The 14,047-nt window shown below is 36.2% G+C and carries 10 protein-coding genes; 9 read left to right on the forward strand and 1 reads right to left on the reverse strand.

Annotation, left to right across the window (positions count from 1 at the left end; genetic code table 11):
• The first annotated feature begins 3 nt into the window (after positions 1–3).
• The 6 genes from AB9K26_RS04840 to AB9K26_RS04865 all read left to right on the forward strand — a co-directional run bounded on the left by AB9K26_RS04840 (position 4) and on the right by AB9K26_RS04865 (position 7,127).
• Positions 4–1,170, forward strand: a complete 1,167-nt coding sequence (locus AB9K26_RS04840; protein ID WP_369971412.1) for a formimidoylglutamase — start codon at positions 4–6, stop codon at positions 1,168–1,170.
• A gap of 189 nt (positions 1,171–1,359) precedes the next feature.
• Positions 1,360–2,730 carry a gliding motility lipoprotein GldK gene (gldK, locus tag AB9K26_RS04845; protein ID WP_369971413.1) on the forward strand — a complete coding sequence of 457 codons (1,371 nt, stop codon included), beginning with the start codon at positions 1,360–1,362 and terminating at the stop codon, positions 2,728–2,730.
• Positions 2,731–2,804: 74 nt separating this feature from the next.
• Positions 2,805–3,437: a gliding motility protein GldL gene (gldL, locus tag AB9K26_RS04850; RefSeq protein WP_369971414.1), complete on the forward strand. Its 633-nt coding sequence runs from the start codon at positions 2,805–2,807 to the stop codon at positions 3,435–3,437.
• Positions 3,438–3,496: 59 nt separating this feature from the next.
• Complete coding sequence (gene gldM / locus AB9K26_RS04855) at positions 3,497–5,062, forward strand: gliding motility protein GldM (protein WP_369971415.1); 1,566 nt, start codon at positions 3,497–3,499, stop codon at positions 5,060–5,062.
• Between the two features lie 44 nt (positions 5,063–5,106).
• Entirely contained in the window at positions 5,107–6,006 is a 900-nt protein-coding gene (gene gldN, locus AB9K26_RS04860; RefSeq protein WP_369971416.1) for a gliding motility protein GldN, read from the forward strand.
• 74 nt (positions 6,007–6,080) lie between these two features.
• Positions 6,081–7,127, forward strand: coding sequence for an NAD(P)/FAD-dependent oxidoreductase (locus AB9K26_RS04865; protein WP_369971417.1), 1,047 nt, complete (start codon positions 6,081–6,083; stop codon positions 7,125–7,127).
• Positions 7,128–7,133: 6 nt separating this feature from the next.
• Here the strand turns inward: AB9K26_RS04865 and AB9K26_RS04870 are convergent, their stop codons facing one another.
• A complete protein-coding gene (locus AB9K26_RS04870) occupies positions 7,134–7,517 on the reverse strand; it encodes a DUF983 domain-containing protein (RefSeq protein WP_369971542.1) in 384 nt (127 codons plus the stop codon).
• Between the two features lie 80 nt (positions 7,518–7,597).
• Here AB9K26_RS04870 and AB9K26_RS04875 point away from each other — a divergent pair, with 80 nt between their 5' ends.
• The 3 genes from AB9K26_RS04875 to AB9K26_RS04885 all read left to right on the forward strand — a co-directional run bounded on the left by AB9K26_RS04875 (position 7,598) and on the right by AB9K26_RS04885 (position 14,038).
• The gene (locus tag AB9K26_RS04875; RefSeq protein ID WP_369971418.1) at positions 7,598–9,505 is read left to right on the forward strand and encodes an ABC-F family ATP-binding cassette domain-containing protein; all 1,908 of its coding nucleotides are present in this window, start codon (positions 7,598–7,600) and stop codon (positions 9,503–9,505) included.
• A 120-nt stretch (positions 9,506–9,625) separates the two neighbouring features.
• Entirely contained in the window at positions 9,626–10,780 is a 1,155-nt protein-coding gene (locus tag AB9K26_RS04880; protein WP_369971419.1) for an efflux RND transporter periplasmic adaptor subunit, read from the forward strand.
• 3 nt (positions 10,781–10,783) lie between these two features.
• Positions 10,784–14,038: an efflux RND transporter permease subunit gene (locus tag AB9K26_RS04885; RefSeq protein ID WP_369971420.1), complete on the forward strand. Its 3,255-nt coding sequence runs from the start codon at positions 10,784–10,786 to the stop codon at positions 14,036–14,038.
• The last annotated feature ends 9 nt before the right edge of the window (positions 14,039–14,047 follow it).

Here is a 14,047-nt window from a genome sequence, read left to right on the forward strand (position 1 = left end):
CGAATGAATTTTAGTTTCCTGTCTCCTGTTTCAGATGATGTTTTAGCTCACAATGAACTACTATCTGAACAAGCGCTGGGCAAAAAAATTAAGATTCACTCTGCACAAAATGGTATTCCAGATTTAGATGGTGTTGAGTTGGTAATCATTGGAGTGAAAGAAAATCGCAATGATGTTAACTATATGGGAGAAGAATTAAACTTTGGTACCATTCGTACAGCATTGTATTCTTTGTTTCCTGGAAATTGGCATACAAATATTGCAGACTTAGGTGATATTCCTTCAGGAGCCACAGTTGAAGATTCGTATTATGCCGTCAAAACAATTATATCAGTTTTACTTGAGAAAAAAATCATTCCTATTATTATAGGTGGAAGTCAAGATTTGACCTATCCAAACTATAGAGCTTACGATACCATGGCTCCAATGGTCAATATAGTGAACGTTGACAGTAACTTCGATCTGGGAGACGCCTCAGTTGAAATGAAGAACAATAGTTTCCTCGGAAAGATCATATTGGAAAAGCCCTATAACCTATTTAATTATTCAGCTATAGGCTATCAAACCTATTTTAATTCGCAAGAGGAAATCGATTTAATGGAAAAGCTCTATTTTGAAGCTTATCGTTTAGGTGAAGTTACCTCTCATATCAATATGGTGGAACCTGTAATGCGTGATGCGCATATCGTTACTATGGATTTGAAATCTATTCGAGCAGCTGAAGTAGGAGCCAAACAGAAGTTTTCACCTAATGGTTTTAGCGGAAAAGAGATTTGTGCTATATCAAGATATGCAGGAATAAGCAATAAAGTATCATCGTTCGGTATTTACGAGTTTAAGTCAACTACTGAATTAGATGCAACACCAATGTTGATATCACAAATTATATGGTATTTTATCGAAGGCGTCAATTGTAGAATTAATGATGATGATTTCACCGACGAAAAGAGTTATCAAAAGTTCAATGTTTTGATTGAAGATGACGAGCTTATTTTTTATAAAAGTATAAAGACTGGGCGTTGGTGGATTGAGATTCCTTTTTTGCCAGATGTTAATAATAAATTAAAAAAGCATACGTTATTACCATGCATGCATGAGGATTATGTTGAGGCAAGTCAAGGAAAAATACCTGAAAGATGGTATAAAGCGTACAAAAAAAACAGTTTTTAGGTGTTTTTCTCCGTAAAAGTTTAACGTTTTTTTAATCGACGAAATGTTAACTTTACAGGATGAAATGCAAAAAAACTGTAAAAAAAATTGTTTTTTACAAAATATATAAATATGTTTACTGCCTTAAAAAAAATAAACCCTTTTCTAAGGTGTAATTTAACAACTAAAATAATTTAACCTCGAGTTTCTATGAATATTAAGAAGTTTGCTTTATTAACCGCTGTTTTAGCTCTATTGGTCAGTTGTGGCTCTGGTGACAGAGGAGAACTGGTAGGAGTTAAAGGAAAGAAATGGCATCCTGAAAAACCTTATGGTATGGCACTTGTTCCAGGTGGAGCATTTATCATGGGTAAATCGGATGATGATCTAGCAGGTGTACAAGATGCACCAACAAAAACAGTTACTGTAAGAGCGTTCTATATGGACGAAACCGAAATAACAAATAGTGAGTACCGCGAGTTTGTATATTGGGTTAGAGACTCCATTTTAAGAACCAAATTGGCAATCTTGGCCGATGAGATTGGTGAAACTCCTGGTAATGGAGGTATTGGAGAATTTGCGTTCAACGATGCGGATCCAGAAAACATGACTGTGTATGAAAAATACATGTACGATAACTATAGCGGACTTGGACCTACAGGATACGAAGGTAGAAAGTTAAATCACGATGTGGATTTGATTTTTGATACTGAAGATTATCCAGATGAGTATTACGCTGAGGTTATGGATACCATGTATCTTCCTATTGAAGAGTCTTACAATGGACAACGTACTTGGGATGTGAAGAAATTCAAGTTCCAATATAAGTATATGGATATTCAAAAAGCTGCTAAAGATAGAAGCTTAAGACGTAGAGATGTGATTGTAACTGAAGAAGTTGAAGTGTATCCAGATACAACGGCTTGGATTCGTGATTTCTCATATTCTTACAACGAGCCAATGCACAATGATTATTTCTGGCATGATGCTTATGGAGATTATCCTGTAGTTGGTGTGTCTTGGAAACAAGCTAATGCGTTCTGTCAGTGGAGAACTCTTAAAAAGAATGCTTATCAAAAAAGTAAAGGAAAACCTTTTGTGAATAAATTTAGATTGCCTTCTGAAGCAGAATGGGAATACGCAGCAAGAGGTGGATTACAAGGAGCAACTTATCCTTGGGGTGGACCTTATGCCAAAAATGACAGAGGTTGTTTTATGGCTAACTTCAAACCTCTTAGAGGTGATTACGCTGCCGATCAAGCATTATATACAGTAGAAGCTGACGCTTATGAGCCAAATGACTTTGATCTGTACAATATGGCTGGTAATGTTTCAGAATGGGTACATGGATCTTACGATCCTGCATCTTATGAATATTCAGCAACTTTTAATCCAACCGTTAATGATCCAGATAACGAGCGTAAAGTTGTTCGTGGTGGTTCTTGGAAAGATGTTGCTTACTTCTTGCAGGTAAGTTCAAGAGATTATGAGTATGCTGATTCAGCAAGAAGCTATATCGGATTTAGAACGGTTCAAGATTATATGGGAACTGAAGTTACTAAAAACGCAGCTACAAACTAAGCAATTAATTAACTAAACTAAATATTTAATCTACTAAGTTCAAGCAACTTAATTAAAACTAAAAAACAGAAATTATGGCACAGAATGGAAAGATAACCTTGACTAATATGATCTACGGATTAGGAGCGGCAATTGTAATCGTAGGAGCTCTATTTAAAATCCAACATTGGCCTTTCGGATCAGAAATCCTTACTCTTGGGATGATTGTTGAGGCATTGGTATTTACGTATTCCGCTTTTGAAAGACAACAATCAGAATTGGATTGGTCTTTAGTATATCCTGAATTAGCAGGTGGAGCATCAACAGGGAAAAAGGCTAAAGAAGAGCCTAAGGATGCTGAAGGTTTATTATCTAAAAAGTTAGATAACTTATTAAAAGAAGCTAAAATCGATGGTGCTTTAATGTCAAGCTTAGGCGAAAGCATCAAAAATTTTGAAGGAGCTGCTAAAGGAATTAGTCCAACTGTTGACGCTATGGCTGCTCAAAAGAAATACAGCGAAGAAATGTCTTTGGCAGCAGCTCAAATGGAATCTTTGAACAGTCTTTACAAAGTTCAGATGGAAAGTGCTAATCGCCAAGCTGCAATCAACGAAGAAGCTGTTGAAAATGCAACTAAATTGAAAGAACAAATGCAATCATTGGCATCAAACCTATCGTCACTTAACGGTGTTTACGGTGGTATGCTTTCTGCAATGAATAAAAGTTAATTAGTTTTTTAAGACTAATCTGATACTAATCTATTAACAACTAAAAAAACTAATTTAAAATGGCAGGAGGAAAATTATCTGCAAGGCAGAAAATGATTAACTTAATGTACTTGGTATTTATCGCGATGATGGCGATGAATATGTCAAAAGAAGTACTGTCCGCTTTCGGATTAATGGAAAAAAAGTTTTCTGATGCAAATGAAGTAACGACTGATATGAATGAGAAGTTACTTGCAAATCTTGAAACGAAAGCCGAAGAAAAGCCAGCTGAATTTGCTGTAGCTGCAAACAAGGCCAAGGAAATCAGCAGAACATCTGAAGATTTTTATAAGTATATTGAAACTCTTAAGGCAGACTTGATCAAGCAAGGACAATACGAAATTGATCCTGAAACTGGTAAATTGCCTTTTGAAGCAATGGACAAAACCGATATTCTTGATGAAGCTTGGTTTACGGGTGACCGTTTAACTAAAAAAGGTCAGGAAGTGATGTCTAAGATTCAAGAATACAAAAGCCAGATCAAAGAAATCATTGGTGAAGATGTAAAGTACACAAAAGCAATTGAGAACTTTGAAAAGCGTTTCAGCACAGAGCCTGTTGAAAACAAAGATGGAAAGAAAATCGATTGGTTAGATTACCACTTTAAGGGATTCCCAGCGATTGCTTCTTACACAAAGTTAACAGCGATGCAAAATGATGTTAAAGTAACTGAAGCGAACATGTTTAATGTTTTCTTGGGTAATACTTTAGATGAAGCGGTTTCACTTAAAAACTACCAAGCTATCGTTATTGCTGACAAATCAGCATTCTTTGCTGGTGAAAAATTCCAAGGTAAAGTTGTTCTTGGAAAATACGCTAATGTAACACCAACAGGATTAAGTATTTCTGGATCTGCAGTTGATTTAGAAAATGCTATCGATTCAACTGGAGCTGCACGTTTGGAATTTAACGTTGGTGGTGTTGGTGAGCATGAAATCGATGGTAACTTTACCTTCTTAGAAGATGGTAAGCCATTAGAAATTCCAATTAAAGGAAACTATGTCGTGGTTCCAAGGCCAAATTCAGCAACGATTTCTGCGGATAAAATGAACGTTGTCTATCGTGGTGTTGTAAATCCAATGACAATCTCATTTGCTGGTGTTCCAGATAACAAAGTATCTGCTTCAGCTGCTGGACTTAAAAGAGCATCAGGAATGGGCAAATATACTATGGTTCCAACTTCCGGTAGAGAAGTTACTATAAATGTAACAGCAACTTTAGACGATGGTTCTAAAGTAAGTGATAAAGCTGTTTTTAGAATCAAGGATATTCCAAAGCCAGCTGGACAGATGGCAGGTCAGATAGGTACTGCTAAATTACCAAGAAATAACGTAGAAATTGGTCGTGTTGAAGCTGTTCTAGAAGATTTCGATTTTGATTTACCGTTAACTGTAACAGGATTTAAAATCAAAGTTGAAGGAAAACCTTCTGTAACTTGTTCTGGAAATAGACTGAATGGTGCAGCGAAAACTGCTTTAAGAAGTGCTAAAAGAGGCTCTCAAGTTCAAATTTTTGATATCAAATCAAGAAGTAATGGTCCTGCTATTAAACCAGCAACACCACTTGTAATTGAGTTGACTAACTAAAACAACCTGCTTTTAGATTAAACCCAAATTAATATTGAGAAAAGATGAATTTTAAATTTTTATTATCAATTTTTGCTACTGTTGGATTCACATTGTGTGTGTCTGCTCAAGCTAATATTTTGAATGCCAAAACGCCAAAAGAGATTGGTGTCAAAACTGAAGCACAGTTGGCACTAGATAACGATAAGCCTTTAGAATATGGCTACGTTGACGATAGAGATATCTTATTCTCAAAAATGACTTGGGAAAAGGTTGTTTTGGATGAACGTGTGAATTTTCCGCTATATTTTCCGGTTGATACCAATAATATTGGAAAAGAAAGACGTTCACTTTATCACACTTTGATAAAAGCAGTGAAAGAAGGTAAAATAAAAAATGTTTACAATGATTCTTATTTTACAGTAAAACGTACACAGAAGGAACTACAAGATATCACTACTAAAATAGATACTTTAGATATTGGTTACGACCAATTAAATGCTGATGGCTATGTTGATCCTGAATACATTACTGTTACGAATATTGAAGCATTCCACATTAGTGCCTACTTAATCAAAGGACTTTGGTATTTTGATAAGCGTCATGGAGAATTGAAGTACAGAATATTAGGGATTGCTCCAGCAGCACCAGATGTTAACTTCTTAGATTCTGAAGATGAATCTTTAAAGACACCTAATGCGTTATTTTGGGTGTTCTTTCCAGAAGCTAGAGAAATACTGCATGAAGCCAAAGCATTTAACAATAAGAACAGTTCGATGCCTATTTCATTTGATCACTTGTTAAACTCTAGACGTTTTAATGGGTATATGTACAAAGAGGAAAATGTATATGGCGATCGTGAAGTAAAAGAATATGTTGCTGATAATGCTTTAATGCAATTGTTGGAATCTGATCGTATTAAAGAAAAGATTCGCAATTTCGAACAAGATATGTGGTCTTACTAAATAAAATTAAATGATAAGAAAACGCTCACTTTTACAGTGGGCGTTTTTTGTTTGTATTCCCTTAACTTTGGAACATGAAACATGTAGATTATATTGTTGTCGGTTGCGGATTGGCAGGTATAGCTTTTTGTGAGCGGTTGTATGCACATCAAAAGTCTTTTATAGTATTTGATAATGCGTCACAGCAATCTTCTAGAGTTGCTGCGGGTTTATATAATCCCGTTGTGCTTAAACGCTTCACTAAGGTCTGGAATGCCAAATCGCAACTAGAATTGGCTATGCCTAAATACAAAGAATTGGAGGAGCGGTTGGAAACAACCTTAAACCATAACATACCTGTGTATAGAAGATTTACTTCTATTGAGGAACAAAACGATTGGTTTACGGCTTCTGATCAACCAGTGTTATGTGATTTTCTTTCCACTCAAATAAAATCGAATTCTAATCCAACTATTAATGCTGAGTTTGGTTTTGGTGAGGTTTTGCACTCTGGACGAATCAATACAACCCAACTTGTAAAATCGTATACAGATGACCTTCAAAAAAACAATCAATACCGTCATGAAGCTTTTCAATATGATAGTCTACAGATTGATGAAGCCGAAGTATCTTATAAAGATCTAAGATCGAAATATATTGTCTTTGCTGAAGGTTTTGGGCTCAAATACAATCCTTTTTTTTCGCATTTGCCACTAAACGGAACCAAAGGAGAAATGTTGACGATAAAAGCGCCTGAACTAAAAATGGATTTTATTTTGAAATCTTCAGTTTTTGTGGTGCCATTAGGACATGATCTGTATTGGATTGGTTCTACTTATGAATGGGACGATAAAACACACAATACCACCGAGGAAGCAAAACAAGAACTGATTCAGAAAGTACAAAAAGTGATTACCTGCGATTTTGAAGTAGTAGATCAAGTAGCTGGTATTCGACCAACCACTAAGGACAGAAGACCTTTGGTTGGAGTCCATTCAAAATACGACCAATTATTCGTTCTTAACGGATTGGGGACAAGAGGAGTCATGATATCACATTATGTTGCCGAACAATTATTTAACTTCATTGAAAATAAGCTGCCTTTGGATGAAGAAATCGATATCAACCGATTTATGGACTAATAATGCCTATTTTTTAACTAGATTTTTATCGTAACTCATAAACATATTGATCCAGATATTTCTAGATAATCGCATAATAATAGGACCTAAAAGAATCATGGTTCCAACAATAGCCATAAAAGCAGTAAACAAGCTACTTCCTAAAAATAAATAGCTTATTACAAAAGCGGCTACGGCAAAGGCAATACCAACAGCATAACTCACATACATCGATCCATAGAAGAAAGAAGGCTCTAAACGATACTTTGTGCCACAATAAGAACATTTTTCATTGATTTTAAGAACATCGGAAAGAGCATAAGGATTTTTGTTCTCATACATTGATTCTTGTTGGCATTTCGGACAAGTGCCAGTAAAAATGCTGTAAATTTTAGTGCCTTTCAACATGATATAAATTTGATTACTTTTACGCTTTGTATTCCATGCAAATTTACGGTTAATTGCACAAAACATTGTAACATAAGTAACAAATGCTCAACATTCATAACCTTTCTATTTCCTTTCAAGGTGAATACTTGTTTCAAGAGATTTCGTTTAAGTTAACACCAGGCGATCGGGTTGGCTTAATAGGAAAGAATGGAGCTGGTAAATCTACATTGCTCAAGATCTTGTCTAAAGAGCTTGAATATGATACAGGACAAATTGCTACAGACAAGGATTTGAGTATTGGTTTTTTGAAACAGGATATCGACTTTGAATTTGGTAGAACCGTTTTGGAAGAATCTTATGAAGCTTTTGAAGAAATTAAAGCTTTAGAAGCTAAGATGGAGCATATTAATACACAGTTAGCCGAACGAGAAGATTATGAAAGTGAAGGATACCATCAATTGATGGTTGATCTCAATGATGTTCAGCATCAATACGAAATTATAGGTGGTTATAATTACCAAGGTGATACCGAAAAGGTGCTTCAAGGTCTAGGATTTAAACGTGAAGATTTCAATAAGTTAACCGACACCTTTTCTGGTGGTTGGCGTATGCGTATTGAACTAGCTAAACTGTTACTTCAAAATAATGATCTGTTGCTTTTGGATGAGCCAACAAACCATTTGGATATTGAATCCATCATTTGGCTTGAGGAGTTTCTACGAAACTATTCCGGAGCTGCAGTTATCGTATCACACGATAAAATGTTTTTGGATAACGTTACGAATAGAACCATTGAAATTTCCTTAGGACGGATTTATGATTACCCAAAACCGTATTCTAAGTTTTTGGTCCTTCGGAAGGAAATAAAGGAGCAACAATTAGCATCCCAAAAAAACCAACAAAAGCAAATAGAGCAAACAGAGAAACTTATTGAAAAGTTTAGAGCCAAAGCGAGTAAAGCATCCATGGCGCAATCGCTTATCAAGAAGTTAGATAGAATGGATCGCATTGAGGTAGATGAAGATGACAATAGCGTTATGACCTTAAATTTTCCGGTATCGATAACGCCTGGAAAAGTGGTAGTTGAAGCTGAAGCTGTCTCAAAAAATTATGGCGATAACCAAGTTTTGAATGATGTCGATTTAATGATTGAACGTCAGAGTAAAATTGCGTTTGTTGGTCAAAACGGACAAGGAAAATCTACTTTGGCAAAAATAATTGTAGGTGAAATTGAGCATCAAGGTCAGCTCAAACAAGGTCATAATGTTCAAATTGGCTATTTTGCCCAAAACCAAGCCGAGTATCTTGATGGTAACAAAACCGTTCTAGACACAATGATTGATGAAGCCAATGAGAGTAATAGAACCAAAGTTAGGGATATTTTAGGTGCTTTTTTGTTCCGTGGAGAAGAGGTAGAAAAGTATGTTAAAGTACTTTCTGGAGGTGAGCGTAACCGATTGGCACTGGCTAAGCTGATGCTTCAACCGATCAATGTGTTGATCATGGATGAGCCAACCAACCATTTGGATATCAAATCTAAAAATGTACTTAAAGAGGCTTTGAAGAAATATGAAGGTACTTTGGTTTTAGTATCTCATGATAGGGATTTCCTCCAAGGATTGGTTGATAAGGTTTATGAATTCAAAGACCGAAATATCAAGGAATACCTAGGTGATATCGATTTTTATTTAGAGCAGCGTAACGTTGAGAACCTTCGTGAAGTAGAGAAACGAACAGTGATTAAGGAAGCGCCTAAGCAAAGTAATAAGCAGTCTTATGAAGATCAAAAGAAACTGAAGTCGCTTAAGAATAAGTTGAGCAATATCGAATCTCAAATCAATAGTTTGGAAAAGGACATCAAAAATGACGATGTTGAATTGGCTACAAACTATGATGCTACAGTCGCCGATACATCTTTTTTTGACCGCTATCAAAAGAAAAAAGACACCTTAGACCAACTAATGGGTGAATGGGAAGAGATCCAACATGAAATAGAAACCTTCGATTAGTATTCTTTCAAAATTGTTTTAAGTTTTTTTTAACTGCTAGCCATAGTGTATTTAGATACTTTTGTATTGTAAGTTTCAGCTTCTGCTTTTAGACTTACATAACGCTAACCATCTATACTTATGCGAAACATTATTCTTTCCATCATAGGAATAATTCTAATTGTTGGCTCGTTTCTTTTTGCAAAACGATTGATCGATAATAAGACCAAACCCAAACCTGTTCCTGAAAAAGTTTATAAAACGGTTTTTACGGATACCGTAGAAAATGGAACCGTTCAAATTGTGGTTCCTGCAAATGGGAATTTAGTAGCGAAACAACGAGTCGAGTTGTATGCTGAAGTGCAAGGCGTTTTTAGAACTAGTGGAAAACTGTTTAAGGCCGGACAAGAGTACAAAAAAGGCGAAACCCTTATCAGGATTGATGCTTCAGAATATTATGCCAGTGTGCAATCTTCAAAAAGTAATCTTTACAACTCGATTGCAGCTATAATGCCTGATTTAAGATTGGATTTTCCAGAGGTGTACCCGAAATGGCAAAATTATCTCAATGGCTTCGACCTAAATAAAACGACGCCAAAATTACCTGAAATGACTTCTGAAAAGGAGAATTATTTTATTACAGGTCGTGGTATTGTATCAAATTATTACAATGTCAAAAATCTTGAACAACGACTTGCCAAATATACCATAAGAGCTCCTTTTAATGGAATTTTAACTGAAGCTTTGGCAACTGAAGGCTCTCTTATTAGAAGCGGACAGAAACTAGGTGAATTCATTGATCCATCGATTTATGAAATGGAAGTCGCTTTGAGTAAGTCCTATGCTAGCTTATTAAAAGTAGGAGAAAAGGTTCAACTTAACAATCTTGAAAACACCGAGGAATTTAATGGTACAGTATCGCGTGTGAATGGAAGTATTGATGCTACAACGCAAACAATCACAGCATTTATTGAAGTTAAGGATGAGCGACTTAAAGAAGGTATGTATTTGGAAGCAAACCTAAATGCCAAAGAAGAACCTAATGCTTTTGAAATCAATCGTAACCTGATGCTTGATAACGGTCAAATTTATGTGGTCAAGGATAGTATTCTGGATATTGTTGATGTAAAACCTGTGTATTTTTCAGACACAAAAGTAGTGTTGAAAAATATTCCTGATGGAACGGTTATTTTATCGAAACCTGTACCAGGATCATATGCTGGAATGTTAGTGAAGCCCTTTGAAGATAAGGTTTCCAGTACTTCTGAAAGTAATTCCGATTCAAAAAAACAGTAGGTCATGAGAAAGATAATGGCCTATTTTATTCGTTACCATGTTGCTGTAGATGTGTTCATCTTAGCATTTTTTGTATTTGGTTTACTTGGTGTTACCTCATTAAAATCATCTTTTTTTCCGTTAGTAGATTCTAAAATCATCAATATCAACATTACCTATCCTGGTGCTTCACCACAAGAAATTGAAGAGGGTATTGTACTTCAAATTGAAGATAATCTTAAAGGCTTAAAAGGTATTGATCGTGTTACTTCAACCTCACGTGAAAACAGTGGTACCATAACCGTAGAAATTGAAAAAGGAGAGAACATCGATTTCATGCTTCTTGAGGTTAAGAATGCTGTCGACCGTGTACCAACCTTTCCAACTGGTATGGAACCATTGGTGGTGGCTAAACAGGAAGCCGTTCGTGAAACGATTTCCTTTGCTTTAAGTGGAAAAGAGGTGCCGTTGGCAACACTCAAGCAAATTGGTAGGCAAGTTGAAAATGACTTGCGTGCTATTGACGGTATTTCGCAAGTGGAAGTAACTGGCTATCCAGATGAAGAAATTGAAATTGCGGTCAACGAGACCAGTTTATTAGCATATAACCTTACGTTTAGTGAAGTGGCTAATGCCGTAAGCATGTCCAATATTTTGGTGACGGGTGGAAATATCAAGACCAATGCCGAAGAGTACTTGATTCGTGCCAATAACCGTTCATATTATGGTGATGAGCTTTCCAACTTGATTGTAAGGGCAACACCTAATGGAAAAACCGTTCGGTTGAAGGACGTGGCTATTGTAAGGGATCGTTTTTCGGAAACACCCAATGCGACGTATTTCAATCAAGATTTATCTGTTAATATCTCTATAACAAGTACCAATAACGAAGATTTGATTTCCTCTGCAGATAAAGTTAAATCGTATATAGAAGAGTACAATCAAAAATATGAGAATGTACGTTTGGATGTGGTTCGCGATTTATCTATTACATTGAACCAACGTACACAACTTTTAGCTGAGAATGCCGTAGTAGGAATGATTTTAGTGCTTATTTTTCTATCCTTATTCCTAAATACACGATTGGCATTTTGGGTGGCGTTCGGATTGCCAATTTCTTTTTTGGGAATGTTCATATTTGCAGGTCAATTTGACGTAACCATTAATGTGTTATCGCTCTTCGGAATGATTATCGTTATCGGTATTTTAGTTGATGATGGAATTGTAATTGCCGAAAATATCTATCAGCATTACGAAAAAGGGAAACCACCTATCCAGGCTGCTATTGATGGTACTATGGAAGTGATTCCTCCAGTAGTTTCAGCAATTATAACCACCTTATTGGCGTTCTCGTTATTTCTCTTTTTAGACAGTAGAATAGGTGAATTTTTTAGTGAAGTGTCCGTGATTGTGATTTTAACTTTAACCATTTCACTTGTGGAAGCCTTAATCATACTTCCTGCGCATTTGGCACACTCAAAGGCATTGCGAAAACCTAAGGTCGAAGAAAACCCTTCTAAGTTAAAGTTGTTCTTTTCAAAAATGAGGAGTGTCAATTCGGTTGGTGATAAAATCATGGCATTTTTAAGAGATCGGGTTTATGCGCCAGTTTTAGACTTTGTCCTCAAGTTTCGTGTATTGGCATTGGGTATCTTTATTTCTTTATTGATATTGACATTTGGGTCTATTGGTGGTGGAATTATTGGAGTCACAATATTTCCTTCTATTGCTAGTGATCGTGTGTCTGTTGAATTGGATATGCCTAATGGGACCAATGAAAAAATCACGGATTCCATTATTTCAATGATCGAGGAAAAATCGTTATTGGTGAATCAAGAGTTTACCGAAAAGTATTTAAAAAATACCGATAAGGAACTTTTTGAAAATACCATATTAACTATTAACAGTAGTTCTAGTGCTCGATTGGTTATTAATATGCTACCTGGAGAGGAGCGACCAGATGAAATCACCTCTTCTTTGGTTGCCAACCGCTTACGTGAGTTGGTTGGACCTGTTGTTGGTACAGAACGGTTAATTTTTGGTTCTGGAGGAAACTTTGGTGGTAGTCCTGTTTCTGTGGCTTTATTGGGCAATAATATTGAAGAATTAAAAGCAGCTAAGGGTGAGCTTAAGCAAATACTCCAAGAAAATCCGTTGTTAAAAGATGTCGAAGACAATGATCCTGCAGGTATTAAGGAAATTCGTCTGCAACTTAAGGAAAGCGCTTATTTGTTAGGCTTAGATTTAAGGTCTGTGATGACGCAGGTGCGTTCGGGTTTCTTTGGAACACAAGCGCAACGTTTCCAAAGAGGTCAGGATGAGATTCGCGTTTGGGTTCGTTATGACAGAACCAATAGAGCGTCTATAAACGATTTGGACGATATGCGCATTTTGACACCTTCAGGACAGCGTGTAACATTAAAGGATATTGCCACTTATACCATCGAACGAGGTGACGTGGCCATCAATCACTTGGAAGGGCAACGGGAAATCCGTATTTCAGCCGATTTGAAGAATCCGAGTGAAAGTGCTACCGATATTTTAGAGGATTTAAAAGCAAATGCCATAAGAGAGCTACAATCGAAGTATCCAACAATTTCCGCATCTTACGAAGGGCAAAATCGTGAGGCACAAAAACTTACAACGTCTTTAAGAGCGGCTGGAATCCCAATTTTATTACTTATTTACATTACAATTGCGTTTACGTTCAGAAGTTATAGCCAACCAATATTACTCATACTGTTGGTGCCTTTTAGTTTAACTGCTGTGGCTTGGGGACATTGGTTGTTTGATTTTCCTGTCAATGTCTTATCGCTCTTAGGTATTATTGCTCTCATTGGAATTATGGTCAATGATGGATTGGTACTCATTGGTAAATTCAATAGTAATTTACGGGAAGGTATGAACTTTGACTTAGCTATTTCTGAAGCTGGAAAATCCCGTTTTAGAGCCATATTTTTAACATCATTGACTACCGTTGCTGGATTGGCACCTCTGTTGTTGGAAAAGAGCAGACAAGCTCAATTTTTAAAGCCAATGGCTATCTCGATCTCCTTCGGAATCGCATATGCAACTGTCTTGACCTTATTGGTTTTACCTTTATTTTTATCCTTTAGCAATAGTGTTAAGAAAAATGCAAAATGGCTTTGGACTAACAAAGATGTTACTAAGGAAGAAGTCGAGCGTGCTATCAAAGAACAAAAGGAAGGATTGCATTTAAAAGGAAATTCTGAAAATCGTCTTGATCAAGACAATGGTCATACAGAATTCTTGAATTAAACAATATAC

Source organism: Psychroserpens sp. XS_ASV72 (assembly GCF_041224425.1).
In the GTDB taxonomy this organism is placed as follows: domain Bacteria; phylum Bacteroidota; class Bacteroidia; order Flavobacteriales; family Flavobacteriaceae; genus Psychroserpens.